The organism is Hydrogenophaga sp. GW101-3F08 (assembly GCF_059424585.1).
In genome coordinates this window covers 82,055-106,250 of the sequence record NZ_JBWKZP010000004.1, presented here as the reverse complement: position 1 = coordinate 106,250, position 24,196 = coordinate 82,055, and the positions used below count along the sequence as shown (strand labels likewise).

24 protein-coding genes are annotated in these 24,196 nt (G+C 66.3%); 16 read left to right on the top strand and 8 right to left on the bottom strand.

All coding sequences use genetic code 11. From position 1 onward, the window contains the following. The 9 genes from AC07YZ_RS12615 to AC07YZ_RS12575 are packed head-to-tail and all read left to right on the top strand — an operon-like array spanning nt 1 to nt 8,322. The gene (locus AC07YZ_RS12615; protein WP_226492113.1) at nt 1-291 is read left to right on the top strand and encodes a hypothetical protein; all 291 of its coding nucleotides are present in this window, start codon (nt 1-3) and stop codon (nt 289-291) included. 42 nt (nt 292-333) lie between these two features. Next, nucleotides 334-1,626 (top strand): TadE/TadG family type IV pilus assembly protein, encoded by a 1,293-nt coding sequence (locus tag AC07YZ_RS12610; protein WP_494794984.1) that lies wholly within the window; start codon nt 334-336, stop codon nt 1,624-1,626. Between the two features lie 2 nt (nt 1,627-1,628). Beyond that, nucleotides 1,629-2,123, top strand: coding sequence for a TadE/TadG family type IV pilus assembly protein (locus AC07YZ_RS12605; protein ID WP_494794983.1), 495 nt, complete (start codon nt 1,629-1,631; stop codon nt 2,121-2,123). Between the two features lie 10 nt (nt 2,124-2,133). Beyond that, nucleotides 2,134-2,598 carry a TadE family protein gene (locus AC07YZ_RS12600; RefSeq protein WP_494794982.1) on the top strand — a complete coding sequence of 155 codons (465 nt, stop codon included), beginning with the start codon at nt 2,134-2,136 and terminating at the stop codon, nt 2,596-2,598. A gap of 12 nt (nt 2,599-2,610) precedes the next feature. Next, complete coding sequence (locus AC07YZ_RS12595; protein ID WP_494794981.1) at nt 2,611-3,786, top strand: CpaE/TadZ family protein; 1,176 nt, start codon at nt 2,611-2,613, stop codon at nt 3,784-3,786. Nucleotides 3,787-3,838: 52 nt separating this feature from the next. Then, a complete protein-coding gene (locus tag AC07YZ_RS12590; RefSeq protein WP_494794980.1) occupies nt 3,839-5,200 on the top strand; it encodes a TadA family conjugal transfer-associated ATPase in 1,362 nt (453 codons plus the stop codon). 3 nt (nt 5,201-5,203) lie between these two features. Continuing rightward, nucleotides 5,204-6,181: a type II secretion system F family protein gene (locus AC07YZ_RS12585; protein ID WP_494794979.1), complete on the top strand. Its 978-nt coding sequence runs from the start codon at nt 5,204-5,206 to the stop codon at nt 6,179-6,181. Between the two features lie 9 nt (nt 6,182-6,190). Beyond that, nucleotides 6,191-7,147, top strand: a complete 957-nt coding sequence (locus AC07YZ_RS12580; RefSeq protein WP_226492120.1) for a type II secretion system F family protein — start codon at nt 6,191-6,193, stop codon at nt 7,145-7,147. Nucleotides 7,148-7,173: 26 nt separating this feature from the next. After that, nucleotides 7,174-8,322, top strand: a complete 1,149-nt coding sequence (locus AC07YZ_RS12575; protein ID WP_494794978.1) for a LytR C-terminal domain-containing protein — start codon at nt 7,174-7,176, stop codon at nt 8,320-8,322. A 54-nt stretch (nt 8,323-8,376) separates the two neighbouring features. Here AC07YZ_RS12575 and AC07YZ_RS12570 read toward each other — a convergent pair whose 3' ends face one another. From AC07YZ_RS12570 to AC07YZ_RS12555, 4 genes are all read right to left on the bottom strand, one after another. After that, nucleotides 8,377-9,558 carry a hypothetical protein gene (locus tag AC07YZ_RS12570; RefSeq protein ID WP_494794977.1) on the bottom strand — a complete coding sequence of 394 codons (1,182 nt, stop codon included), beginning with the start codon at nt 9,556-9,558 and terminating at the stop codon, nt 8,377-8,379. A 13-nt stretch (nt 9,559-9,571) separates the two neighbouring features. Then, nucleotides 9,572-11,275 (bottom strand): DUF4384 domain-containing protein, encoded by a 1,704-nt coding sequence (locus AC07YZ_RS12565; protein ID WP_494794976.1) that lies wholly within the window; start codon nt 11,273-11,275, stop codon nt 9,572-9,574. Nucleotides 11,276-11,302: 27 nt separating this feature from the next. After that, on the bottom strand, nt 11,303-11,740 hold the full coding sequence (locus AC07YZ_RS12560) for a hypothetical protein (protein ID WP_494794975.1): 438 nt from the start codon (nt 11,738-11,740) through the stop codon (nt 11,303-11,305). Between the two features lie 79 nt (nt 11,741-11,819). Beyond that, the gene (locus tag AC07YZ_RS12555) at nt 11,820-12,269 is read right to left on the bottom strand and encodes a hypothetical protein (RefSeq protein ID WP_494794974.1); all 450 of its coding nucleotides are present in this window, start codon (nt 12,267-12,269) and stop codon (nt 11,820-11,822) included. A 587-nt stretch (nt 12,270-12,856) separates the two neighbouring features. Between AC07YZ_RS12555 and AC07YZ_RS12550 the strand changes: the two genes are divergently transcribed. Together AC07YZ_RS12550 and AC07YZ_RS12545 are read left to right on the top strand one after the other, a co-directional pair. Then, nucleotides 12,857-13,558 (top strand): response regulator, encoded by a 702-nt coding sequence (locus AC07YZ_RS12550; RefSeq protein ID WP_494795173.1) that lies wholly within the window; start codon nt 12,857-12,859, stop codon nt 13,556-13,558. 56 nt (nt 13,559-13,614) lie between these two features. Then, nucleotides 13,615-15,093 (top strand): sensor histidine kinase, encoded by a 1,479-nt coding sequence (locus AC07YZ_RS12545; RefSeq protein ID WP_494794973.1) that lies wholly within the window; start codon nt 13,615-13,617, stop codon nt 15,091-15,093. 89 nt (nt 15,094-15,182) lie between these two features. Here AC07YZ_RS12545 and AC07YZ_RS12540 read toward each other — a convergent pair whose 3' ends face one another. Continuing rightward, entirely contained in the window at nt 15,183-15,425 is a 243-nt protein-coding gene (locus AC07YZ_RS12540) for a hypothetical protein (RefSeq protein WP_494794972.1), read from the bottom strand. Next, the gene (locus AC07YZ_RS12535) at nt 15,404-16,039 is read right to left on the bottom strand and encodes a DUF72 domain-containing protein (protein WP_494794971.1); all 636 of its coding nucleotides are present in this window, start codon (nt 16,037-16,039) and stop codon (nt 15,404-15,406) included. Before AC07YZ_RS12535 ends, AC07YZ_RS12540 begins: the two co-directional genes overlap by 22 nt. Nucleotides 16,040-16,255: 216 nt before the next feature. Here AC07YZ_RS12535 and AC07YZ_RS12530 point away from each other — a divergent pair, with 216 nt between their 5' ends. Both AC07YZ_RS12530 and AC07YZ_RS12525 read left to right on the top strand, forming a co-directional pair. Next, nucleotides 16,256-17,350 (top strand): DNA-methyltransferase, encoded by a 1,095-nt coding sequence (locus tag AC07YZ_RS12530; RefSeq protein WP_494794970.1) that lies wholly within the window; start codon nt 16,256-16,258, stop codon nt 17,348-17,350. After that, complete coding sequence (locus AC07YZ_RS12525; protein WP_494794969.1) at nt 17,347-18,423, top strand: hypothetical protein; 1,077 nt, start codon at nt 17,347-17,349, stop codon at nt 18,421-18,423. Before AC07YZ_RS12530 ends, AC07YZ_RS12525 begins: the two co-directional genes overlap by 4 nt. Nucleotides 18,424-18,427: 4 nt before the next feature. Here the strand turns inward: AC07YZ_RS12525 and AC07YZ_RS12520 are convergent, their stop codons facing one another. Continuing rightward, nucleotides 18,428-18,559 (bottom strand): hypothetical protein, encoded by a 132-nt coding sequence (locus tag AC07YZ_RS12520; RefSeq protein WP_494794968.1) that lies wholly within the window; start codon nt 18,557-18,559, stop codon nt 18,428-18,430. A 172-nt stretch (nt 18,560-18,731) separates the two neighbouring features. Here AC07YZ_RS12520 and AC07YZ_RS12515 point away from each other — a divergent pair, with 172 nt between their 5' ends. From AC07YZ_RS12515 to AC07YZ_RS12505, 3 genes are all read left to right on the top strand, one after another. After that, on the top strand, nt 18,732-21,179 hold the full coding sequence (locus tag AC07YZ_RS12515; protein WP_494794967.1) for a Tex family protein: 2,448 nt from the start codon (nt 18,732-18,734) through the stop codon (nt 21,177-21,179). 129 nt (nt 21,180-21,308) lie between these two features. Continuing rightward, nucleotides 21,309-22,136, top strand: a complete 828-nt coding sequence (locus tag AC07YZ_RS12510; RefSeq protein WP_494794966.1) for an HDOD domain-containing protein — start codon at nt 21,309-21,311, stop codon at nt 22,134-22,136. A 93-nt stretch (nt 22,137-22,229) separates the two neighbouring features. Beyond that, nucleotides 22,230-23,054: an HDOD domain-containing protein gene (locus AC07YZ_RS12505; RefSeq protein ID WP_494794965.1), complete on the top strand. Its 825-nt coding sequence runs from the start codon at nt 22,230-22,232 to the stop codon at nt 23,052-23,054. A gap of 40 nt (nt 23,055-23,094) precedes the next feature. On the opposite strand, the gene AC07YZ_RS12500 is transcribed toward AC07YZ_RS12505, so the two are convergent. Next, nucleotides 23,095-24,099 (bottom strand): Bug family tripartite tricarboxylate transporter substrate binding protein, encoded by a 1,005-nt coding sequence (locus AC07YZ_RS12500; RefSeq protein WP_226492134.1) that lies wholly within the window; start codon nt 24,097-24,099, stop codon nt 23,095-23,097. Between the last annotated feature and the right edge of the window lie 97 nt (nt 24,100-24,196).

Genomic DNA, 24,196 nt, shown 5'->3' with positions numbered 1-24,196 from the left:
ATGTCCACCACCACCTTGTCCCTTCGCCTGGCCTCTGTGTTGGCCACCGCCAGCCTGCTGGCGGCCTGCGCCAGCACCACGCCGCAGCTCGACGCCGCGTTCGGCGACGCGGTGCGCGAGGCCCGCGCGGCCCAGACCCTCAACCCCAAGGCTTCGGAGAACACCGATCCGGTGCTGGGCATCGACGGCAAGGCCGGGGCTGCGGCGCAGCAGCGCTACCAGGAGTCGTTCCAGGCGCCGCCCAAGACCTTCGAGATCATCAACATCGGCGGGACCATCACGGGCAACTGAGCCTCGATGGCCCAGGCCCGGTCCCGTTTTCTGGAGAGAAGCATGCACCCGCATCATCCCCGCGAAAACCCTTGCCGCCAGCGCGGTGCGGTGGCGATCATCCTGGGCCTGACCATCGTTGTACTGATCGGGTTTGCCGGGCTGGCCATCGACCTGGGCCGCTTCTTCACGATCAAAACCGAGTTGCAGAACGGGATGGACGCCTGCGCGCTGGCCGCTGCCTCGCAACTGAGACCCGGGCAAAACAACCCCACCGCGTTGACCAAGGCCATTGCCTACGGGCGCGTCTTTTCCACCGGGGGGGTTGACGATCCGGCCACCCCGGCGGGGGAGGGCAACACCGATGCGATCAAGAACCGGGCCAATTTCCAGAGCCTGGTGATCGACATCGCGGCCAGCCAGATCACGTTTTCGGACACCCTGGCAGGCCCGTACGAAGTGGCCGCTGAGGCCAACTACAACACGGCCGCCTTTGCCAAGTGCACCTATCCCCTGGCCGGGCTGCCCATCCTTTTCATGCGGGTGCTCAACCCCTTGTTGAGCACCCAGACCGTCTCGGCCATGGCGGCGGCCACCTTGGCGCCTTCGGCGTCGGCCTGCGCGATACCGGTGGCCGTTTGCAAGGAGCCCGGAAGCACGGCATCGTCCAACTTCGGGTTGACGGTCGGACAATGGATGAGCCCGCCGGAGGGGGCCGGCTCGCCCTACGGGACCGGCAACTTCGGCTGGATCGACTTCACCCCGCCTGGCGGGGGCGCCTCCGAGCTGGCGGATCTGTTGACGGGGCCGGGGCAGTGCAGCATCACCGTCGGTGCCGAGGTGGGAGAGCCGGGTTCGATCGCTTCGCTGGACGTCGCCTGGAACTCCCGGTTTGGCCTGTACAAGCCTGGCGCCGGGAACCCCCAGACGGGTACAGCGCCACCGGACGTGACGGGTTACGGCTACACCATCACCAACTGGACACTGGGCGCCAACGCCTACACCGGGACCGTGGCGGGGCAGTTCAACTACGGAAACGCCGCCGCGAACTACCGGCCCTACCAGGTCGATCCGCCCAACCCCTACAACCGGTTGACCTCTACCCAGCACAACGAGCTGGGCCGTTTCCGGCGGGTGGTGGTGGCCCCCATCGTGGACTGCACCACATGGAACACCGGCGGTGCGAACCCGGTGGTGGACGGCTGGGCCTGCGTGCTGATGCTCAGCCCGATGCTGGCGGTGGGGGATGTCCCTGGTCTCGAATTCCTGGGGCTGAGCACCACGGCTGGCAGCCCCTGCTCGACCAACGGCGAGCCCGGCATCTTCGGGCCGCTCGTGCCCCAACTGGTGCAATGACCATGCGCGGCCCAATCCATTCACAACGGGGCGTCGCGGCCGTGGAGATGGCGATCATCCTCATCCCGATGCTGGTGCTCTGTTTCGGCATCACCGAGCTGGGGCGCGCGCTGTACCAGTACAACGGTCTGGTGAAGGCCACGCGCGGTGCCGCGCGTTACCTGTCGCAGCAGAGTCTGGCCAGTCCGCCGGCCGGGGAGACGGTGGACGGCATCCGCCTCAAGGCCCGTTCACTGGCGCTGTGCGGGGCCTTCGATTGCGACGGCTTGCCCGCCCTGGTGCCCAACCTCACGCTGGCCATGATTTCCGTGTGCGATCCCGTGGCCTGCGCGGGCACCCATGCCAATGTGCTGACCGGCGAGGGCACCACCAGCCTGGTGACGGTGACCGTCGGCGCCGGGGACGCCGGTTACGGCTTCCTCTCCGTGGTTCCCTGGGTGGTGCCGGACATCACCTTCGGCCCGATCAGCATCACCATGGCGTCGAGCACGAACTGAGGCCACTGCCGTGAAACTCACCCGCCACCCCTTTTTCCAGCGTGCCAGGCGCCGCGCCCAGCGCGGTGTGGCCGCTGTCGAGTTCGCGCTGATCGCGATCTTTTTCCTGACCCTGTTGCTGGGCATCATGGAGTTCGGTCGCTGGCTCTTCCTGCTCAACGGGGCCAACGAGGCCACCCGCCTCGGTGCCCGGCTGGGGGTGGTGTGCAGCGTGGAGGCGCCAGGGGAGCTCACGCTCATCAAGGCGCGCATGAGCGCGATGACCGGGGGCGGCATTCCGGCCGCCAACATGGTGCTCGACTACGTTCCGGTGAACTGCGACGCGTCGAATTGCCAGACCGTGACGGCGCGCATCGTCGGGGCCAACTTCACCCCGGTCAGCCCCTTCTTTGGCGGTGCCTTTCCGATCCCCGAGTTCCCCACCAGCCTGCCGCGCGAGTACATGACCAGCGCGGGCAATCCCGTGTGCCCATAAGACCCAAACACCATGTCCCACAACGTTTCCCTCATTTTCGAAACCACCGAGGAGCGCGACCAGCTCATCGGGACGTTCAAGCCCCTGACCAACGTGAGTGTCAATGCCCACGTGGGAGGGCCCCGAAACCTGCAGGCCGTGATGCACAAGGACAAGCCCGACCTGGTGCTGCTGGCCCTGTCGCGCCCTGACGATGCGGCTTTCGAGCTGATCGAGGCGGCAACCCTGCGTCACCCGACGGTGATGCTGTTGCTGGTGAGCTATGAAACGGGCATGGCCACACTCAAGCGCGCCATGCGGGCCGGGGTGCGCGATGTGTTGCCCGGGCCGCTGAGCGCCGCGTCCGTCAAGGCGGGCGTGGCCTACGTCGAGGAATCCAAGTCGATCACCTCGCAGTTCGTGGACAACGAGGGAACGCTGTACGCGTTCATGCCGGCCAAGGGCGGCTGTGGCTGCACCTTTCTCGTCACCAACCTGGCCTATCTGCTCGCCGAGGCATCCAAGCGGGTGCTGATCGTGGACCTGAACCTGTACTTCGGCGACGCGGTCAGCTACCTCACGAGCCGCAAGCCCGAGGCCAGCGTGGTCGACATGGCGCGCCAGAGCCACCGGCTCGACGCCGCGCTGCTGGCGGTGAGCGTGCTCAAGGTGCGGGACAACCTGCACGTGCTGTGCGCGCCGGAGCTGCCCTACCAGCTCGAAGCGGTGACGCCCGAGACCGTGGCGGCCATCCTGGGCCTGGCGCGCACCGAATACGACTTCGTGCTGCTCGACATGGCACGGGTCATGGACCCGGCGGCGGTGAAGGCGCTGGATCTGGCCGAGCGCATCCACGTGGTGGCCGGGCAGACCTTGCCCGCCCTGCGGGATGCCCAGCGAATCATCGGCGTGTTCGAAGGCCTGAGCTACCCCCGCGAAAAAATCCAGCTGGTGCTCAACCGCTACAGCAAGGGCGGCCAGATCCCCCTGGGCGAAGTGGAGCGGGCCACGGGGCACAAGGTGGCCCGGGTCCTGCCGGCCAGCGATGAAGCGGTGCTGGTCTCCATCAACCAGGGCATTCCACTGGCCAAGCTGGCGGCGCGCGATCCGGTGGCGCGCGCGCTGCAGGAGTGGGCACATGAGCTTTCGCCGGTCGCGGTGAACGCGGGCAAGCACAGCTGGCTGTCGACGATCACGGGACGCACGTGAACCGCGTCGCTCCACCCCATCCTCCCCCCATTTTTTAGCGAGCACGAACACCATGAACATGAGAGTCACCACCCCCGAATTGCGCAGTCCCACCCGCCTGAACGGTTCGGAGGAAGACCGATCCCTTCCCGGCGGCGCGATCCCGCTCCACAACGCCCTCAAGGACCGGCTGCACACCCAGTTGCTGGGGCGCATCGACCTGGAGGTGATGGGCAGCATGAAGCCCGAGCGCCTGCGCGAGGAGCTGGGCGTCCTGACCGAGCGTCTGCTGGTGGAGTCGGGCGCCGCGCTCAACGCGCAGGAACGCAAACGCATGATCCAGGACATCCAGGACGAGATCATGGGCCTGGGCCCCCTGGAGCCGCTGCTGGCGGACCCCACGGTGTCGGACATCCTGGTCAATGGCCCGGACCAGGTGTTCGTGGAGCGCCGCGGTCGGCTCGAACTCACCGAGGTGACGTTCTCCGACAGCGATCACCTGATGAAGATCATCGACAAGATCGTTTCGCGCATCGGGCGTCGGGTCGACGAGTCCAGCCCCATGGTGGACGCCCGCCTGCCCGACGGCTCGCGGGTGAACGCCATCATCCCGCCGCTGGCCCTGGACGGGCCGGTGCTCTCGATCCGCCGGTTCGCGGTGGTGCCACTGACCGTCAACGACCTGATCGACAGGCGCTCGCTGCCGCCTGTGGTGGCCGCGCTGCTGCAGGCCATGGTCAAGGCCAAGATGAACATCCTGATCTCGGGAGGCACCGGCACCGGCAAGACCACCTTGCTCAACGTGCTCTCGGCCGCGATCCCCGCCAGCGAGCGCATCGTGACCATCGAGGACGCGGCCGAGCTGCAGTTGCAGCAGCGGCACGTGGTGCGGCTGGAGACACGGCCACCCAACATCGAGGGCAAGGGCGAGGTGAGCCAGCGCGCGCTGGTGCGCAACAGCCTGCGCATGCGGCCCGACCGCGTGATCCTGGGCGAGGTGCGTGGCGCCGAGGTGCTGGACATGCTGCAGGCCATGAACACCGGCCACGAGGGGTCGATGGCGACCGTGCACGCCAACTCACCGCGCGACGCGCTGACCCGGCTGGAGAACATGGCCGGCTACGGCGGCGCGGTGATCTCGGAAGACGCCATGCGCCAACAGGTCAGCTCCGCCATCAACGCGGTGATCCAGCTCTCGCGCCTCAACGACGGACGGCGCAAGCTGATCAGCCTGATGGAGATCACCGGCATGGAGGGCAGCGTGATCACCATGCAGGAGATCTTCCACTTCCGCCAGACCGGCATCGATGCCGAGGGCAAGGTCGTGGGCCACTTCCGCGCCACCGGTGTGCGGCCCAAGTTCATGGAACGCCTCAAGGCCTTCGGGCAAACCGTGAGCGACGACACGTTCGACCCCAATCTGATCTACGAGTAGCGTATGAACATCGGCCTGACTCTGTTTGTGGTGATGGGGTTTCTGGCGGTGGTGCTGCTGCTGGAGGGCCTGTACGTCTACTGGAGCGACACCAAGAGCCCCGAGGTGCGCCGCCTGGAGCAGCGCCTGCGCGCCATATCGGCGGGCGGTCAGGTCGACAACACCGCGCTCAAGCTGCTCAAGCAGCGCATGCTCAGCGACAGCCCGGCCGTGCAGCGCCTGCTGCAGAGTCTGCCGCGGATGCACCACCTCGATCGGCTGATGCTGCAGGCCGGGGACAACAACACCGTGTCGCACCTGCTGTCCATCAGCGCCTTGCTGGCCGTGGCGGGCCTGCTGGGTGGCCTGGTGCTGCGCCTGCCCTGGTTCGCGTTGATCGTCCTGTGCCCGATCCTGGCGGCCTTGCCCATTGCGCTGCTGCTGCGCCGGCGCACCAAACGCCTGCAGAAGATCGAAGGGCAATTGCCCGACGCGATGGACCTGATGTCGCGCGCGCTGCGTGCGGGCCATGCCTTTCCGTCGGCCCTGTCCATGGTGGGCAGCGAGGCCCCCGATCCGATCGCGACGGAGTTCCGCATCGCCTCCGACGAAATCGCCTATGGCGTGGCCACCGATGCCGCGCTGGGCAACCTGGCCGCGCGCGTGCCCAGCCCCGACGTGCGGTATTTCGTGATGGCGGTGGTGATCCAGCGCGAGACCGGGGGCAACCTGTCCGAGCTGCTGGGCAAGCTGTCGGAGCTGGTGCGCGAGCGCTTCAAGCTCTTCGCCAAGGTGCGGGCCCTGGCGGCCGAGGGCAAGCTCTCGGCCTACATCCTCGTGGGCCTGCCGATCGTGGTGGGGGCGGTGATCCAGCTGCTCAACCCCAAATACCTCTCGGTGCTGTTTTCCGACCCGGTGGGGCTGATGCTGGTCTACGGCGCGATCGGCCTGATGCTGCTCGGCATTTTCGTGATGTGGCGAATCATTGATATCAAGGTCTGAGGTGGTGTCATGAATCAGCAAACCCTTGTTCTGGTGCTCGTGTTCCTGGCGGTGATGGGCATGACGATGGGCGTCGCGCTCTGGCTGAACCGGCGGGAGGGTCTGCAGCAGCGCGTCGAGCAGATCGGTGGCGACGCCGCTGGCGCTCGCGCCGATGAAGGGCTGGAGGGCAATGCCCAGTGGCACGCCAAGGTGGTCAAGGCCGTGGGGCCGGTGGCCAAGCTCTCGGCGCCCAAGGAGGGCTGGGAAAATTCGAGCCTGCGGGTGCGTTTCATGCAGGCGGGCTTGCGCGAGGCGAGCTGGCCGGTGGTGTTCTTCGCGGCCAAGACCCTGTTGGCGCTCGGCATGCCCATGCTGTTCATGCTCTACCGTGGGTTGACGAAGCTGGAGGCGGGCGCCGATGTCAACCTCCTGTGGCTCCTGTTGCTGGCGGCCTTGGGGTACTACCTGCCCAACATGATCCTGGCGCGCATGGTGGCGTCCCGCAAGGAGCAGGTGGGCAACGCTTTGCCCGACGCGCTGGACCTGATGACGGTGTGCGTGGAGGCGGGCCTGGGCCTGGACGCCGCGATGGCGCGCGCCGGCAGCGAGATCGGCCTGCGCAGCCCCGAACTGGAAGAGGAGCTGGGCCTGCTGGCGCTGGAGCTGCGCATGGGCGTGAAGCGCGAGAGCGCCTTGCGCAACCTGGCGCTGCGCACCGGGGTGGAGGAGGTGGCCTCTTTCGTGGCGATGCTGGTGCAGGCCGACCGTTTCGGCACCAACGTGGCCGAGGCGCTGCGCATCCAGGGCGAGACCATGCGGGTGCACCGGCGCCTGCGCGCCGAGGAGCGCGCGGCCAAGATCCCGCTCAAGCTGCTGTTTCCGCTGATCTTCTTCATCTTCCCGTCGTTGATGCTGGTGCTCATGGGGCCGGCCATGATCAGCATCTACCGTGTGCTTCTGCCGACCTTGGGAGGCGGTCGTTGAGTCCGTTCAACCAGGAGATCAAGACCATGAAACTCAAGACATTGGCCTCGTTGTCGGTGCTGGGCAGCCTGATGGGCTGTTCAAGCCTCATGCCGGGCGCCTTGCACGGCACCCAGATTCCGCGCGCCGGTGGTGGTGCGGCGGTCCCGGTGAAGATGGCGCCCTTGCCCGCGCCCGGCACGGCCATGGCCGAGCACGAGGTGTTGTACGCGACCGGGCGTTCCGCGCATGGCGCGGGGCACTTCGCCCGGGCGGTGGCGTATTACGAACGAACGCTGGCCCTCAAGCCGGACCACGTGGGCGCCCTGAATGCGCTGGGCGTGTTGCGTGCGCAGTCGGGCCGGACCGCCGAGGCCCTGGCGTTGTTTGACCGGGCGATCGTGCTCGAACCCCTGGCCGCCCATGTCTACAACAACATGGGCTTCGCACTGCTGAACGCCCACCGGCTCCAGGAAGCCGAGCTCAGGTTGCGCACGGCCCGCGCACTGGACCCGGACAGTCGGCAGATTCGGGAGAACCTCGATCTGCTGGCGAAAGCCCAGGTCGAGCACGACGAGCGCAACCGGCCGGCCCTGCAAGGGGCGCCGGCGGGAGGGGCCTACGTGGTGCAGGAGGTGGACCACCGATCCTCGGGGCCGCAACTGGTGGCCGTGGCGCCCCAGGTGTTTGAACTTCGCCCCGCCGGGCCACAGGCCATCGAAGCGATGGCCAGGGCACAAGCCCCGGCGGCGGACCCGCCCGCGAACGGCCCGGAGGTGGCGCCGCAGCCCCTGGCCCCGAGCCGGGAAGTGGCTGCCGCCCCGGCGGTGGTGCAGGCGGAGTCACCCCGCCCGGCGCGGATAGAGGTCTCGAACGGCACAGGCGCGCCCCGCCTGGCCCGGCGCACGGCGGACAGGCTGGCACCGGCGGGCATCCTGGCAAACCGGCTGACCAATGCCAGTTCCTTCCAGCAGCCACAGACCCTGCTCCAGTACCTGGCCGGGCAGGAGATGGCGGTGAACGCGCTCCAGGCCTCGCTGCCCACACCGGTGCTGGCCGTGAAAGTGGGCACGCTGGGGGGCGGGACGCAGGTTCGCCTGGTGCTCGGGCATGACGGCGCGGGCAAGGCGATCGCGCGGTGGGCCCAACCCGAACCCGACCGTCTGGCAACGGCAGGGCTGAAACCCCGTAGCTGAGAGGAAACACCCACCGCCGCGCTGCGCGCGACCCCGCTCCGGCGTTGTGAGCTTTCACCGGATGCGGCTGCGCCAGCTCTCGGGCATCCAGTCGAACAGCGGCGATGGCTCGCGCTGCAGCCGGTAGCCCGCGGCGGCGTTGCCCAGGGCGGGGATGACCTGGGAAAGGTCCACGTAGGCCAGTTGTCTCATCCACTCGATGTTGACGCCGCCGTCCGGCGCGGGTCGGGACGAGATCAGCGCCAGCATCCGGCCCGCCTCGTCGCTGCCGGCCGCCTCGGCCTGGCGGTACAGGCGCAGCGCCTCGCTGTAGTTGGCGGTCACACCTTCGCCCCGGTGTTGCCTTCTGGCCTCCAGCAGCAGCTGTCGGGCCTGCTGAGCGCTGCCTGCGTTGGGCGATTGTTCCCGGGCGAGTATGTCGCGGACCACGGTCACATTGGCGGCGGCCGCCGCCGAGCGGGGCGCCGCCAGCTCCAGCAGCGCGAGCGCCGCCGCCCACTGGCGGGCGGCCGCCAGCCCCATGGCCATTTCAATGCGCGCATGGGGATCTCCGGCATTGGCCGCCCGGGTCAGAAGGTCTTGCTCGGGCAAGGCGACCGTGGCGCTGGTGCCCGGTTCCTGGCCCGGGGTGAAGGTGATGGGAGAGAGCCGGTACGCCACCAGCCACTCCAGGAACAGCGCACGCGGCGCGTCGGTGCGTCGCAGCTGCTGTATCCAGGGCGTGGCGGCGCGGGGATTCGCGGGCCCCGTGCAGCCGTCGATCTCGCACAGGGCCAGACCGGCGCTGGCCAGCGGATGGCCCAGATGCTGGGCTCTCGTGAACCATTGTTGGGCCTGCGCCAGGTTTTGCTGCACCCCGGCACCGTGAAAGTGGATCAGGCCCAGATGCCAGGCGGCCTGCGCCGCGTTGCGCCGTTGCCGGGCCGTGCTCTTTCCCTGGGCGGCCAGATCCACGCCCATGGCCTGTGTCTTCAGGCGTTCGATCTCCGCGGTGACCCAGGGGTCGTTCAGTGGAGACACGCGCAGGGGGGCGGGCGCCTCGTTCCGAACGGGCGGAACGGCCAGGGGGGGCAGCAGGCGGATGTCCGGGTTCTGTGGGGGCGGCGTCTGAATGGCGTCTTCGCCAGAGGGGGCGATTCGGATGGGCTGGGTCGGCGGGATTTCGACCGCAGCTGCCGCACCGGCGGCCATCGCCAGCAGCATCCAGACGGTGCGGACCGGGCGCGGCGGGGCCATGGCACCACCCGCCTCAGCGGGCCGCTGCCGTCGCCGCCGCGCGCCTGGGCACCACCCGCCACTTCAGCGTCTGCTCGGTGACGCCCTGATTGCCCGCGGCCGTGCGGTAGGCCTCCCGGATGCTCTGCAGACCGACAAACCCGGTGATCGGGCGCAGGCCCGGAGTCTGCAGACCCGCCGGCAGCTTCGCCTGCAGATCGGTGTCGGAGGTCAGGCACATGACCGACTCTTCGCCCAGTCCGCCCGCATCCAGCACGAAGCCGGGGTTGGGCACCATCCAGTCCGGGATGCGCACCGCCTGGTTGGCCGACACCTGCGAGCTGCTGTTGGTGGGGTTGGGCAGCAGCCGCATCACGGCACCCTGCGCCTGTTCCATGTAGCAGTACAGGTGGGCGTTGCGGGACACGGTGGCCGAGAGGAATATCTGCGTCCCTTGCTCGAACACCGTCTTGTCCGCCGCCAGGTTCTCGATCTGGAGGTCCAGCTCAAGGGGGCCGGTCTCGGTGCCAAGGGGCGGGCCCATCGGGGCGGCGGTGACCTGCCCGTCGAAGACCGTGGGCACCGGGGGGCGCGACGAATCGGGGCTCCAGCCCACGCGGATGAACTGCCCGTTTTCGCCCAGCATCACATAGTTGCGCAGGGCGCGCTCGTAGGTGGCGAAGTTCAGTTCTCCCGAGGCCACCATGCCCTGATCGACCTGGTACCTGGCCAGGGCCGAGCGCACCGTGGGGTGGTTGATCGGCAGCTGCGCGGTCTGGGCCGTGAGGTAGCCACTGCCGGTCAGGGACTTCTTGACCAGGGCCTGGTGCACGTTGGCGTCGCCTTCGTCGTACCAGTCGCGCAGCTGGCGCTGGAAGCCGGGGTGGGTCTGGTCCAGCGTCAGGCATTGCCAATAGGGAACCCGGGCCCACTTGCCGGCCAGCTCGATCATGGCCAGCTCGATGAGGGTGCGCATGGCCGCGCCCGATCCCTGGGTGTAGTTCCGCCCGACGTTGAACTGCCAGCCGTAGTCGGAAATGCGGCCCGCCAGGTCCAGGCCTTGGCCGCCGGTGCCGATGATGACTTCGTTGGCCGAATCCAGGCCCGGAATCAGGGTGCGGGTGCGGAAGTCGCCGAGATGGAGTTCCATGCCGATGATGGTCGCGTTCTTGTCCCGGCTGTAGCCCGTTTCCAGGCGGGACGCCGACGTGCCCACGTCGAACCGGTTGTTGATCACGTTCTGGTCCACGAAGGCGACCGCGCCCGAGACATACAGCGCAGGGCGCTGCAGCTGGATCTGGTTGCTGTTGAGCAGCAGGGTCGTCAGGTTCTGGACGGTGTCCTGCCTGGCAATGTCCACTTCGAAATCGACGTAGCGGAACGCGTTGCTCAGTCGGGACATCTGGGAAATGGCGGTGACGATCATGTCCTTGGTCGCCACGGGGATGCGGCCCGAAAAGTCGGGGATCTGCTTGCTGGTGATCAGCGTGGTGGGAATCTGCGCGTCCCGGAAAAGGCGGTCCATGCACACGAGGGAGTCCGAAAAGCTCGACAGCGATCGCATGGGGCGGTGGGTCGGCCGGTCGGCCATGTGCGCATAGGACTGGAATGACGTGTCCTTGCGGGCGTCCATCGGTGTGGAGCACCCTGCGGCAAGCACGGACGCGGCCAACAAGGTCCACCCCAGAATGCCTCGACGTGGACGTGTGGCTTTGATGCCTGGACGCAGGATGTTCATGATGCCCTCACCTGTTTCTTTGTTGTTTCAGCGGCAGACGTTGACCAGGTCGCCGCGCAGGACCACGACCTGTTCTCTCGTGTCGGGTCCGTACCGGGTACCCAGCGCATCGGCCGCCTGGGTGTTGCTGCCCACCTCCTGCACGCAGGTCTTCTGGAATCCATCGGTCTGAACGGTCGTGACCACGTCTTCGTCGGTGTAGATCGTGCCGTCCTCGCCCGAAAGACCGTAGGCCTTGGCCACGTAACGGGTGACGCGCGCGCGCATCCAGGCGGGCAGGTCGGTGGGGCCGTCCATGCCGCTCGATCGTTGCGGCGGCGCGGTCGGCATGCTCAGGTACTTCACCGGCCCCTTGAGCTCGATGGTGTCCTCGCCCGGGGCGCCGTGCGCCAGCTGGATGGACAGCAGATGGACCACGGCCATGGCAACGCCCAGTTTCCGCGCCTGTATCAGATACCTCTTCATGGGGGACCTCCTGAGGTCATGTGATCAGAAGACAGCGCCCCCTGAATGGGGTTCAGGGGGCGTTCTGGGCCAGGGCCGCTCAGTGGTGGCCAGACTTGGGCACGCAAGCCACGCAGCCGTTGTTGCTGGCGAGGTTCTGCACCGCCTGGGTGTCTTCCCCGGCGATGTTGTACACGCCCGAGCCCTGCAGGGCGGTGATCTGCAGCGAGTTGCCTGCGATGGTGACGTCGCCGATGTTGGACGACACGTTCTGGCTGGCGTAGGCGTCTTCGCCCGCGGCGTAGTTCGCCACCACGGAGCCCGAGGCGACGGTCAGCTGAACGGAGTTGGCGCCGCTCTCGACCGTGACGTTGCCCGAGTTGCTCGAGACGTTCTGCTGCGCATAGGCGTCTTCACCCGAAGCGGAGTTGTAGAAGATCGTCGAGGTGGCGGCCACGGCCTGGACCGAGTTGCCGTCGATGACGATTTCCGGATCGGCGAATGCCGACGTGGCGAATGCTGCGAAAGCGATGATGGCGAGCTTTTTCATGATGGTTCCTCAAAAAGTTGGTTCACATTTCCCCGGTGAACCGGAGGATTCCGGGATCACCAGCCTGATCGACGCCGCTTGGTGCAGAGGCTCGCCCTTTTGGGGCTTTGCCTCACGTCCTGCTTTGTCTGGCTCCAGTTTCGTGAGGGAACGCACACCGGCCAATGACCTGAACTGTGTACCGAAGATGGACGACCACAAATGAGGTAAATCGGGTGACTTCAATGGCTGTTTCCGAGGGAAACGAACCGTTTGGCGCTATGAAATTTGAGTACTTTTGGGTGTAAAAAATGGGTAGTTACAAATTGTTAATTGGCAAACAGAATGCAAAGTAGTCAAATTCCGTCCAAGTTCTGTATCAAATTTGCAGCGTCAGCGGGCTTTTCGCACGCTTTGACAGGGGCTCGGATCGCCGATTTGTGATATCGGAAAGTTTTCGTCACACAGCGACATGTTGCGCAACAGTCGAAACGATTGGGGTACTTGATGCGTTCCTTCAGGGAGGATTCATGGAAAAACAGATGAACATGGGTGGGCTCGTCAGCACATCCTCGACCGCGGTGCCGACGCTCAACCGTCAGTTCGCGATGCACACCAACCAGCCCTCTGTGTGGCCCGACTTCATGGTGGGGCAAAGCATGCAGCCCGTGCGCGTGCTGCTGGTGGACGACGACCCCCACATCCGGCACGTGATCGCGCAGGAGCTGCTGGCCGACGATCGCATCAACCTGGTGGCGCAGGCCGGTGGCCTCAAGGAGGGCCGGCGCAAGGTGGCGATGCACGACTTCGACGTGCTCGTGGTCGATCTCAATCTGGGCGACGGCAATGGCTACGACCTGATCGAGCAGGTCAAGTCGGTGCGGCCGCAGGCCGAGGTGGTGGTGATCTCGGCCAGCGAAGACGACGAGCATGCGATGCACGCCTTCGGGTTGGGGGCCAACGGCTACCTGATCAAGAACTCCTGGTTCGGCAACTTCCCGCAGGCGGTGCTGCAGGTGGTCAACGGCGGGGCGTCCATCACGCCGAATCTGGCCCGGCGCCTGCTGCACCGGCTCGAGCCCAACAAGCTCTCGGGCGCCATGATTCGCGGCAGCCGCGACCGGCTCTCGGAGCGCGAGCGCGAGGTGTTGAAGATGGTCGCGGCCGGCTACACCAGTGGCGAGATCGGCGCGCGGCTGGCGATCAGCGGTCAGACGGTGAACACGCACATCCGCAACATCTACCGCAAGCTCAACGTCAGGACCCGCGCGCAGGCGGTCAGCTGCGCCACGGATCGCGGCCTTTTATAGACACCCGCTTGCGCGTTGGCCCCCCCATGCTGTCGAGTCTTCTACACCCCGGCAGAATGGTCTGGACCGCGCTGGGCCTTGTTCTGGGCGTGGCCGCACTGTTCCTGATCGCCCTGCCCGAACTCCCGTTCGGGGAGGACGATTCCGGGCGTCTCCTGCGTCTGGTCACCGGCGTGTTTGGGGCCATGGCGGTGATCGTGGTGGCCGCGGTCCTGGTGTGGGTGGGTGTGATCGGCCGAAGCCCATCCAGTGCGTCCGTGGACCAGGCATTCCTGCTGGCCGCGCTGTGCTGGTTGCTCCTGGTGGGCTCGGGCGCTGTGTGGGCGGGCAATGATCCTGTGGCGCGCCTTGCTGCGCATGCTGTCTACCAGTTGGCGGTGGCCGGTGTGGTGTTCCTGCTGCTGGTGTGCGTGTCCTCCGTATCGGTCGGCAGCGCTGTGCTGAGTGGGCTGCAGGCGGTGCTGGCGCTGGGGCTCTTGGGCTGGTATTTCCAGGGCGGCCCCGAACTGGCCTACCTCGCCTGGAAAGTGCTCAATGTGCTGTGGGTCACGACCGTGTTCCTGATGCTGGGCGTGACCCTGCGGCAGGGTCCGCACGGCCGTTCCTGGCTGGTGTCGGGCGCGGGCCTGATCGGGCTGGGCATCCTGCTGCGCGACATGGTGCAGGCCGACGGCCTGCACGTGCCCATCACGACCATCCACCACGTCTATGCCGCCTACCTGGCCGTGCTCTGGTTGCTGGTCACGGGCCGCATCGGGGACCTCGACAGCCTGTCATCCATGGCCCCTGTGCGCTCCGAAAACAGCGTGCTGGCGAACGACTTCGCGCACACGGACCTGATCGTCGACGAGCCGGAGACGGTGCCCTCGACACCCGAGGTGACGGTGAGCCAGGAGCGCCGCCGCATCGCGCAGGATCTGCACGACGGCGTGGGCTCGCAGCTCGTGAGCATCCTGTCGTCGCTGGACCGCGGCATCCCGCAGCAACGTTCGCTGTCGTTCGCGCTGGAGCAATGCCTGCTCGATGTGAAGATCCTCGTCGATGCGATCGACGAAAGCAGCGAGAGCGTGACCGACGCGCTGGGCCGGCTGCGCTACCGCGTCCAGCATTCGCTGGACAAGCTGGGCATCCAGATGGTCTGGGACGTGGAGTTGGATGGCCCGCTTCAAACGCTGCGGGACGACCGCAGCCGGCAGATCCTGCGCATCGCGCAGGAGTCGATCGCCAACGTGATGCGCCACTCGAAGGCCAGCACGGTCTGGCTGTCGTGCCATTGCCTGGCCGATCAGCAGACCCTGGCGCTGGAGGTCCGCGACGACGGGGTCGGGTTCGAGCCGTGTGCCGGCGGGCCTGGCCGGGGCAAGGGCCTGGAGGGCATGCGCCGGCGGGCCGAGGCCTGTGGCGGGCGGTTCGACATCGAGAGCGCGCCCGGGCGGGGGACGCGGGTGCGCGTCACGATGGCGGTGGGCGAGCGGCGTCCGGCAGGCCCGAACGGCACCCCCGACAGCCGGTATGCCCGGCCGCGAAAAGCCTGAGGGTGGGATGCGCCGTGGAGCCGCTGGACGGCGGCGCCACGGTGCCCTTGGCTGGCCATTCTGGCGTCGCGGACCGTGCCAAAAGGGGCTCAGCGCTGCACCAGCCGCTCCGCCAGCGCCCGCGCCGAGAGCGGTGCGCAGCCCTCGGCGTTGTTGCTGATGGTCACGTAGGCGTTCTGACCAGCACCGGTCACGCCAGCGAGGGTGCGCACCAGCAGCGCGCGGGTGTCTTCGTCCACGTCGTGGATGCGGTCAAAGGGGCTGTATTCGCGCTCCGCGTTTTCGTAGCCATAGGCGCCGTGCAGCGGGTTCAGGTTCCAGCGGCAGACCATGGGGACCGGCCACAGGGCGCGCAGCCGCTCCAGTAACAGCGGCAGGCGCTGCAACACCTCCTCCCCACCTTGTCGCCCAGCCCGGCCAGCGCGGGGGTGATGAACTCCTGCGCGGCCAGCGCGGGGTCCAGAAACGCCGTGTTGGGCTGGCGGCCCTGGCCCTGCTCGCCGCGCACCAGCGCGTCGGTCACCAGCGCCGGCGCTTTGACCACGAAGCGGAAGTCGTCCGGCACCTCGCCCGCGTAGCGCGCGTACTGCCCCTCGGTCAGCGGGCGGTAGAACGAGCGGTCGATGCCCACGCAGCGCAGCAGCGGGTGCTGCGCGTAGGCCGCCAGTCCGTTCTTGGCCAGCAGGGATTCGCTGTACGACCCCTCGTCCCAGACGATGCCGGCCCAGCCCGGGTAGCTCCAGGTCGAGGCGCCCAGGAGGATGCGCGGGTTCAGGCCGGCGGCGAGGGCGCGGGTTGCGTCGTCGTGGGGCAGGGGGAGGACTTCGGTGGAACGGCGCTTTGGTGCGGAGGGCGTGGTGTCGTTATCGTCCGCCGGATCGGGCGCGACGACGGGTGGTTTTGGTCGAGTAGGTGCTGGTGCGGCACCGAACAGGTCGTCCTGCATAGGGCTGTAGTGTTGCTGAGCAGGCGCCCAATGTCGAAACTAACAGCGATACCTTGGAAACTTGTGGCGAGACATTGCAGCGTGATCGCGTGAACGTGCAAAGCCCTTAATGTTTCAGACCAAAAGGGAGGCCATGACCTATCACCATCAAGCACTGCTACAAACCTGAGCGGCCACATCGTTCGGCTTCGTCATTCGTTGTCCGAACGAATCTGCATGTCACCTCGCTCGGCAGGCGCCGACAAAAGTCAAGACCTGACCCAAACACTTGCCAACACGCGCGTGATGATCGCCCGTGTGCTGGATAAAAAAACAGTGTCGAATAGAATGGCTAATATTTGTGATCTGACAAGGAGTTCTATGGTGAAGACCGCGACAAAAGCCCCACGAACTACCGAAGTAGGTGCCACATCGACGGCTAACACCTTCGTGTCAATGCAGCCCGTCAAAGGCATTGAAGTGATCCTCGCTGACGCTCTTCACTGGATGGCGCAGCGTGACGAGAACAGCATTCATGCCATCGTCACTGACCCGCCGTATGCGCTGGTCGAGTACGAAGACCGCGACCTTGAGAAGATGCGCAAGGGACAAGGTGGCGTGTGGCGCATCCCGCCTTCGTTCGATGGGTCTCAGCGCAGCCCCTTGCCGCGCTTCACGGTATTGACCGCGAAAGAGCGTGAGCGCCTGACGACATTCTTCAAAGCGTTCGCGTTCCAAGCTCAGCGCGTGTTAGTGCCTGGCGGTCACTTGGTCATCGCCGCGAACCCTTTGCTGTCCACGACTGTGTTTTCCGCATGCGAGACTTCCGGCTTCGAGAAGCGCGGCTCGCTCATCCGCATCGTGAAAACGCTGCGCGGGGGCGACCGACCAAAGAACGCGGAAGATGAGTTCAGCGATGTGTCGGTGATGCCTCGATCGAGTTGGGAGCCTTGGGGACTCTTCCGCAAGCCAATCTCTGAGAACACAGTGGCTGAGAACCTCCGCCGCTGGGGAACAGGTGGCTTCCGTCGCATCAGCGAAGACGAACCCTTCCGCGACATCTTCGAGTGCGCCCCTGCCCGGACCCAAGAGCGAGAACTCGCACCTCATCCGTCCATTAAGCCGCAGAAACTCATGCGTTACATCGTGCGGGGCGTGCTACCTCTTGGCAGAGGCATCGTGTACGACCCATTCACCGGCAGCGGCTCGACGCTCGCAGCCGCAGCACACCATGGTATCCAGGCCATCGGTACGGAGCGCGACCCGTTGTATTTCGACATGGCCACGAAGGCCATTCCACGTTTAGCCACTTTGAGGACCCTTGCAGCGTGACACCCGCAGACATCCTTGCGGAGATTGACGCAAACTTCGAGAAAGGGCAACGCCGGAAATTCTTGCCGGGCTTGCTCGTTGCGTTCATCGACTTCTTTCAAGAGCTGGATGCTGCGGGCGGTAAGTACGCGAGCCTCAGTGCTTTCTATGAGCTGCATCCGCTTGTCATGACCGGGCGTGGCGGTAGTGGTGTCAACACGCTAACCGTTCTGCGTGACAAGGATCGTCCGATGGGGGTGGGCGCACAACTCAGCATTCGCAAGGCGTATGACCGAATCCAAGCTTGGTTTCATGCTCAAAAGCGGTACGACTACCCGAGCTCAGCCCCGCACTCCACGCAGGCTTGGAAAGACTATCAGCACTGGCTCGAAGCGCTGCTTGCTTTTGACGAACCCGTACTAAATCAGCTCAAGGAAGACGCCAAGGCCTATGTGCTTGCCAAGCTCCCAGAGCACAAAGTCGACCCGACGCTCGTTAAGCGGGCACCTCCTGCCTTCCTACTGTTTCTGCAGGATTTCGACCTGACCAAGCACAAAGGCGAACTCACAGGCGCCGCGTACCAGGGGACCGTTTTCGGGTACTTGCGCGCCGACGCATCGCATCTGCAGGTCGACGTGGCCAAGGTCCGTACGGGCTCCAAGCGTGTCGGTCGAATCGGCGACATTGACGCCCGTGACGGCGAGTTGTTGGTGCTTTCGGCGGAGGTCAAGCAATACAAGCTTGAGCTTGCAGAGGTCCCTGGCTTCGCACAGTTCTCGAGCCAGGTAAATGACCAAGGTGCGTTGGGCTTAGTAGTCGCACTGGATTTCGAAGATGGTGCGCGAGACGCACTGCTAGAGCTGCAGCTAGAACCAGTTTCGATTGCCGACCTCATCGAGCGCGTGCGGCTGTGGGACTCGTTGAAGCAGGCAATCGCTGTCCAGGCGTTGCTGTATTACGTGCACTACATCGAGAAGAGTTCCGCGCTATACAAGCGGCTGCGGACCTTTCTCGATGGGCTCGAATCGATTGCGACCGAGGTCGTTGCGGAGCCCGGGGATGAGCCGCCCAAGTCTGAGGCCGCTGCGCCTTGAGGGTTCATGCCTTGGTGTAGTGCTGGTCAAGCACGGGCAGTACGTTGGGGTTGTAGAAGTCCTTCCTAGGACTCTTCGGATTGCCCGGGTCAAGGTATCCGGCCTTCGCGGACTTCGCATCTGGTAGCAGTGGCATGCAGATGTTGTGACACTTTTTGTTGGCCTTGAAGTCGGTGTAGCGTTTGGTCAGCCGCTTGACGAGCTCTCAGTAGTCCCACAAGTACTCGGTCCGGATGTCGGTTGACCTCCCACCCCTGTGGCAAACTCGCCCGCTTCGTTTGAAACCGGGCCGCAGCGCCCCGAGGGACATGCAAAAAATCATCTCGCAGCTCGCGCAGGAAATTCGGGTGGGGGTTCACCAGGTCCAGGCGGCCGTGGACTTGCTCGATGGGGGGGCCACGGTGCCCTTTGTCGCCCGCTACCGCAAGGAGGCCACGGGCGGCCTGGACGACATCCAGCTGCGTGAGCTGGAGGCCCGCCTGGGCTACCTGCGCGAGCTGGAAGACCGCCGCGCCGCGGTGCTCAAAGCCATCGACGAGCAGGGCAAGCTGACCGACGCGTTGCGCGTCGCGATCGCCCAGGCGCCGACCAAGCAGGAACTGGAAGACCTGTACCTGCCGTTCAAGCAGAAACGCCGCACCAAGGGCCAGATCGCGCGCGAGTTCGGCATCGAGCCGCTGGCCGACAAGCTGTTTGCCGACCCGACGCTGGACCCGATGGCCGAGGCCGCGGCGTTCACGAAGCCGCCCGAGGTGCTGGACGACGGCAAACCGGGCGCGGACTTCTCGACGCCGCAGGCGGTGCTGGACGGCGTGCGCGACATCCTTTCCGAACGCTGGGCCGAAGACGCGGCGCTGCTGCAGAACCTGCGCGAGTGGCTCTGGGCCGAAGGCCTGCTGCAGAGCAAGCTGGTGGCTGGCAAGGACGAGAACCAGCCCGAGGTGGCCAAGTTCCGCGACTACTTCGACTACGACGAACCGATCAGCCGCGTGCCCTCGCACCGCGCGCTGGCCGTGTTCCGCGGCCGCGCGCTGGAGATCCTGGACGCCAAGCTGGTGTTGCCGGAGCCTCCTGGTGCAGGGGCTTCGACAGGCTCAGCCCGAACGGACGGGGGCTCAGCCCGAGCGGGTGCCGTGCCCTCGTTGGCCGAAGGCCGCATCGCCCTGCACCTGGGTTGGAGCCACCAGGGCCGCAAGGCCGACGACCTGCTGCGCAAGTGCGTGGCCTGGACCTGGCGCGTGAAGCTCAGCCTCTCCAGCGAGCGCGACCTGTTCGCCCGCCTGCGCGAGAGCGCCGAGGCGGTGGCGATCAAGGTGTTTGCCGACAACCTGCGCGACCTGCTGCTGGCCGCGCCGGCCGGCCCGCGCGTGGTGATGGGGCTCGACCCGGGCATCCGCACCGGCGTGAAGGTGGCGGTGGTGGACGCCACGGGCAAGCTGGTGGACACGTCCACCGTGTACCCGCACGAACCCCGGCGCGACTGGGACGGCTCGCTGCACACCCTGGCCCGGCTGTGCGAGAAGCACGGCGTGAACCTGATCGCCATCGGCAATGGCACGGCCAGCCGCGAAACGGACAAGCTGGCCGCAGACCTCATCAAGCTGGTGCAGAAGGGCACCGACGCCAGCCACCCTTGCCACGGTTTGCAGAAGGTGGTGGTGAGCGAGGCCGGCGCGTCCGTCTATTCCGCCAGCGAGTTCGCCAGCCAGGAAATGCCCGACGTGGACGTGAGCCTGCGCGGCGCGGCGTCGATTGCCCGCCGCCTGCAGGACCCGCTGGCCGAGCTGGTGAAGATCGACCCCAAGAGCATCGGCGTGGGCCAGTACCAGCACGACGTGAACCAGAGCGAGCTGGCGCGCACGCTGGACGCGGTGGTGGAAGACTGCGTGAACGGCGTGGGCGTGGACCTGAACACCGCCAGCGTGCCGCTGCTGTCCAAGGTGTCGGGTCTGTCGGCCAGCGTGGCCAAGGCGGTGGTGCGCTGGCGCGAAGCCAACGGCGCCTTCAAGAGCCGCCAACAGCTGCTGGACGTGGCCGGCCTGGGCGCCAAGACGTTTGAGCAGAGCGCGGGCTTCCTGCGCATCCGCGGGGGCGACAACCCGCTGGACATGACCGGCGTGCACCCGGAGACCTACCCGGTGGTCGAGCAGATCATTGCCAAGACCGGCCAGCCCGTGGCCGCGCTCATGGGCCGGGCCGACATGCTCAAGACCCTGCGCCCGGAACTGTTCGCCAACGAGAAGTTCGGCGTCATCACGGTCAAGGACATCCTGACCGAGCTGGAGAAGCCCGGCCGCGACCCGCGCCCGGACTTTGCGGTGGCCCGCTTCAACGACGGCGTGGACGACATCAGCGATCTGCGCGAAGGCATGATCCTGGAGGGCACGGTGAGCAACGTCGCCCAGTTCGGCGCCTTCATCGACCTCGGCGTGCACCAGGACGGCCTGGTCCACGTGAGCCAACTGGCCAACAAGTTCGTCAACGACGCGCGCGAGATCGTCAAGACCGGCGATATCGTGAAGGTCAAGGTGATGGAGGTGGACGTGGCGCGCAAGCGCATCGGCCTGTCCATGAAGCTGGGCGATGCGCCCGCGCGCAGTGGCCGCGAGGGCGGGGCGCCGCGCGACAACCGCTTTGAGCCGGTGCGCCAGGGCCAGCGCCCGGGCCGCCCCGGTGGGCAGGGGAGCGATTCGGCGGCGCCCGCTTCGGCCATGGCCTCCGCGTTCGCCAAGCTGCAGGGTCTGGGCAAGCGCTGAAGGGGGGCGCAACGCCCCCAGGGTTTCCCCGAATCGCGGGCGATTTCGGGGCTCAAGTTGGAGGGGGGGCCTGCCGATATCTGGTGCAGTCACACCCCCTTTTTCCATCACGGACTTCATCCCCCTCCCATGCAACTTGAAGCCCTGCTCAACTATCCCCGCGCTCTGCCGGCCATGCCGCGCGCGGTCTCGGACCTGTTGGCCGAGATGAACAAGGAAGATCCCAGCCCCAAGCGGGTGGGGGAACTCATCGGGCACGACCCGGCGCTCACCACGCGTGTGCTGCGCCTGTCCAACTCGGCCTTTTTCCGCGTCAGCCGCAAGGTTGGCAGCGCCGACGAAGCGGTGGCGCTGCTCGGCATGACCCATGTGCGTTCGCTGGTCATGGCCGCCGCCCTGGGGGCGAGCTTCAAGAACGTGCCCGGCATGGACCTGCAGCAGTTCTGGCGCTACAGCCTGCGCGTGGCCGAGATCTCCCGCTCGCTCGCGGGGCTGTTGCACCAGAACCCCGGCAACGCCTTCACCGCCGGCCTGATCCACGCGATCGGCATTCTGGTGATGCACATCGCCATGCCCGACGAGATGGCCCTGGTGGACATGGGCACCCCGCCGCTGGATCTGCAAAGGGCGCTGGCCGAGCGCAACCACCTGGGCTACACCTACGCGGAGGTGGGTGCCGGCATGGCGGAGAAATGGCAGTTTCCCCAGGAAATGGTGACGGCGCTGTCCTGCCAGAACGAGCCCTTCGAAGGCGACAACTACGACCGCCTGGCGGGCCTGCTGCACCTGGCGTCGTGGCGCGCACGGGCCGAGGAAATCCAGCTCGACAACGCCGGCCTGGTCGCGACCTTTCCGGACCTGATCGGCCTCACCCTGGGCCTGGATCTGGACAACGTGCTGGAGAAGGACCCCTCCGAGTGGTCGTTCAGCCAGGCGCTGGGGGCGTTCATCGAATAGGTACCCGAAAGCGCTCAAGTCCATGGCCACCGGGACGATGTATTTCCTGCAGATACCGCTCATTTTGAGTCCCACCCGATTGGCAGGCACCCCATGCAGCTCGACAAACTTCTCCGGCAGCCGAACGCGCTTCCGTCCGCGCCCAAGGTGGTGCGCAAGCTGATCGAGACCTTTGACCACGACGATGTCGATCTGCTCAAGGCGGCCGACCTCGTCGAAGACGATCCGGTGCTCACGGTCAAGCTGCTCAAGATGGCCAACTCGGCGTTTTTCGGCCTGCACCGCGCGGTGACCAACGCCCGCGACGCGATCAGCGTCATGGGCCTGATCAAGGTGCGCGCACTCGTCATCGGCGCCGCGCTGGGCGACGGCTTTCACAGCGTGGGCGGCATGAACCTCAACCAGTTCTGGCGCTACAGCATCAACACCGCCAACCTCTCACGCTACATCGCGCTGCCGATCAAGATCGACGAGAACACCGCGTTCACCGCCGGCCTGATCCACTGCATCGGTGAGCTGGTGATGCACGCCGGCATGCCCGAGGCCATGATCGACCTGGACCGCAGCGTCCCCATGCTCGACCTCAAGCGCGCACGCGCCGAGAAGGGCATGTTCGGCTACAGCTATGCCGAGGTGGGCGCGGCCCTGGCGCGCGAATGGCGCTTCCCCAAGAGGATGATCGACGCCATCGGGCACCAGATCGCGCCCTTTGACAACGACGTGTACGAACCCATCGCCGGCGTGATCCACATCGCCTCGTGGCGCGCCCGTGCCGAAGAGCTGTCGCTGGGCAGCGAGGGCCTGATCAACACCTACCCCGACCCGATCGGCCTGGTGCTGGGCATCGACCCGGACACGGTGATCGGCGAAGAGATCCCTGCGCTGACGCGGCAGGACGCGGTGCTGGAGCACGCCTGAGGCCTCCTGGAGGCCCTGGATCGGGTGGTCCGCGGGGCGGTCAGGCCTTGAGCTTGAGCATCATCGCCACGGCGCTGGCCATGGCCTGCTCGATCATCAGCACCTTGGTGAATTCGTCACCGTGCATCAGGGCATTGGTCCACTTTTCCTTTTGCAGCGATTGCTTCCAGGAGGGGGTCTGGGTGGCGGTGATCACAATGTTGCGCAGGTTGGACCGATCCGCCTCCGAGATCTGGCCGGGGCCGAACACGGCCCGCCAGTTGCCCAGGTCGGTGTTGACGCCCAGTTCGTAGAGTGACGGAATGCCGTGCAGCGACTTCCGCGACGACACGGCCAGCGGGATGAGTCTTTTGCTCTCGATCGCGGTCTGAAACTCGCTGTAGCTGGAGATGGCGATCTGGGCCTCGCCCTTCTCCAGCAAGTCCATGGCCTCGCGACCGCTGCTCGTGGGCAGGTATTTCAGCCGACCGACATCGAGGCGCAACTGGCGCGCGATCATGCCGGCGAGCATGTGATCGACCCCACCCGCCGAGCCCCCCGTGAACCCCACCGCCGACAGGTCTTTGCGCATCGCTGCCGTGAGCGCGTTCATGTCGGGGAAGCGGCCGCCACTGGGCGCCACCAGCACCATGAAGTCGTTGGTCAGGCGCGCGATCGGACTGACCTGCGCCAGCGTGACCGCCGGGCGGTTCACCGCAATGGCTCCCAGCATGACCATGCCACCGATCAGCAGCGCTGCGGGGTCGCGGTTGAACCGCTCCACGAAGTCGGTCAAGCCGATCGTGCCCCCTTTGCCGCCCTTGTTTTCGTAGACAACTTCGCGGGCCAGGCCGGCCGACTGGATCGCGGCCCCGAGGGCCCGCCCGGTCTGGTCCCAGCCTCCGCCCGCGCCACCCGGGATGTAAAGGCTGAGCTTCGTCAGCGGCGTGGCGGCGTTCGCCGGACTGGCTGCGACGGGCGCATCCGCATCCTTCTGAGCGAACGACGGTGCCGCCCACAGTGCCGTGGCGGCGCCACAGGTCTTCAGCAAACTTCTGCGGAACATGGGCGGTGCCTTTGGGGTGAGGGGGGAACTGGAATTCCACCGTCGAAGGCTGTCATTTTGCTGTCAATCTTGTCGGGGAAAACCCGAGCCCCATGGC

Bases quoted from the DNA above. Each gene is read 5' to 3' on its own strand.
- AC07YZ_RS12510 (WP_494794966.1), top strand. From the start codon at position 21,309: ATGCAACTTGAAGCCCTGCTCAACTATCCCCGCGCTCTGCCGGCCATG.
- AC07YZ_RS12615 (WP_226492113.1), top strand. From the start codon at position 1: ATGTCCACCACCACCTTGTCCCTTCGCCTGGCCTCTGTGTTGGCCACC.
- AC07YZ_RS12505 (WP_494794965.1), top strand. From the start codon at position 22,230: ATGCAGCTCGACAAACTTCTCCGGCAGCCGAACGCGCTTCCGTCCGCG.
- AC07YZ_RS12500 (WP_226492134.1), bottom strand. From the start codon at position 24,099: ATGTTCCGCAGAAGTTTGCTGAAGACCTGTGGCGCCGCCACGGCACTG.
- AC07YZ_RS12515 (WP_494794967.1), top strand. From the start codon at position 18,732: ATGCAAAAAATCATCTCGCAGCTCGCGCAGGAAATTCGGGTGGGGGTT.
- AC07YZ_RS12520 (WP_494794968.1), bottom strand. From the start codon at position 18,559: ATGCCACTGCTACCAGATGCGAAGTCCGCGAAGGCCGGATACCTTGAC.
- AC07YZ_RS12605 (WP_494794983.1), top strand. From the start codon at position 1,629: ATGCGCGGCCCAATCCATTCACAACGGGGCGTCGCGGCCGTGGAGATG.
- AC07YZ_RS12555 (WP_494794974.1), bottom strand. From the start codon at position 12,269: ATGAAAAAGCTCGCCATCATCGCTTTCGCAGCATTCGCCACGTCGGCA.
- AC07YZ_RS12560 (WP_494794975.1), bottom strand. From the start codon at position 11,740: ATGAAGAGGTATCTGATACAGGCGCGGAAACTGGGCGTTGCCATGGCC.
- AC07YZ_RS12535 (WP_494794971.1), bottom strand. From the start codon at position 16,039: ATGCAGGACGACCTGTTCGGTGCCGCACCAGCACCTACTCGACCAAAA.
- AC07YZ_RS12530 (WP_494794970.1), top strand. From the start codon at position 16,256: ATGTCACCTCGCTCGGCAGGCGCCGACAAAAGTCAAGACCTGACCCAA.
- AC07YZ_RS12550 (WP_494795173.1), top strand. From the start codon at position 12,857: ATGCACACCAACCAGCCCTCTGTGTGGCCCGACTTCATGGTGGGGCAA.
- AC07YZ_RS12575 (WP_494794978.1), top strand. From the start codon at position 7,174: ATGAAACTCAAGACATTGGCCTCGTTGTCGGTGCTGGGCAGCCTGATG.
- AC07YZ_RS12610 (WP_494794984.1), top strand. From the start codon at position 334: ATGCACCCGCATCATCCCCGCGAAAACCCTTGCCGCCAGCGCGGTGCG.
- AC07YZ_RS12565 (WP_494794976.1), bottom strand. From the start codon at position 11,275: ATGAACATCCTGCGTCCAGGCATCAAAGCCACACGTCCACGTCGAGGC.
- AC07YZ_RS12580 (WP_226492120.1), top strand. From the start codon at position 6,191: ATGAATCAGCAAACCCTTGTTCTGGTGCTCGTGTTCCTGGCGGTGATG.
- AC07YZ_RS12595 (WP_494794981.1), top strand. From the start codon at position 2,611: ATGTCCCACAACGTTTCCCTCATTTTCGAAACCACCGAGGAGCGCGAC.
- AC07YZ_RS12545 (WP_494794973.1), top strand. From the start codon at position 13,615: ATGGTCTGGACCGCGCTGGGCCTTGTTCTGGGCGTGGCCGCACTGTTC.
- AC07YZ_RS12590 (WP_494794980.1), top strand. From the start codon at position 3,839: ATGAACATGAGAGTCACCACCCCCGAATTGCGCAGTCCCACCCGCCTG.
- AC07YZ_RS12570 (WP_494794977.1), bottom strand. From the start codon at position 9,558: ATGGCCCCGCCGCGCCCGGTCCGCACCGTCTGGATGCTGCTGGCGATG.
- AC07YZ_RS12540 (WP_494794972.1), bottom strand. From the start codon at position 15,425: ATGGTCTGCCGCTGGAACCTGAACCCGCTGCACGGCGCCTATGGCTAC.
- AC07YZ_RS12585 (WP_494794979.1), top strand. From the start codon at position 5,204: ATGAACATCGGCCTGACTCTGTTTGTGGTGATGGGGTTTCTGGCGGTG.